This window comes from Streptomyces doebereineriae, assembly GCF_031845645.1.
GTDB classification, from domain to species: domain Bacteria; phylum Actinomycetota; class Actinomycetes; order Streptomycetales; family Streptomycetaceae; genus Streptomyces; species Streptomyces canus.
Genome location: NZ_JAVREZ010000491.1, coordinates 1 through 411 on the forward strand (window position 1 = coordinate 1; position 411 = coordinate 411).

Sequence of the window (411 nt, forward strand, 5' to 3'; positions counted from 1 at the left end):
GTCGCCACACCCGGCACCGCGGTGCGCTCGTCGGACTCCGGCGTGAAGCGTGGACGCCCCAGGTACTCAACGAGATCCGGCTCATCAATCACGATCGGGGCCTCGGTGGAGTCCAGTTTCGTGGTCACCTTGCGCAGCGCCTTGGCCAGCAACCGTTCGAACTGACGAACGCCTGGCTCTCGGGTGTAGTCCGCGGCGATCTTGCGCAGCGCCGCATCCGTCACCGTCACCTCGGCATCGCTCAGGGCAGCGCGTTCGGCCTGCCGTGGCAGCAGGTAGTCCCGTGCGATCGCGACCTTGTCGTCCTCGGTGTAGCCGTCGATCTGCACCAGTTCCATGCGGTCCAGCAGCGCCGAGGGAATGTTCTCGATGACGTTGGCCGTCGCCAGGAACACGACGTCGGACAGGTCC

Annotated in this window: 1 pseudogene; it reads right to left on the bottom strand. The window is 66.2% G+C overall.

The features are described 5' to 3' along the window. Positions 1–411, bottom strand: a pseudogene (locus RNB18_RS52915) (endopeptidase La); the annotation flags it as partial.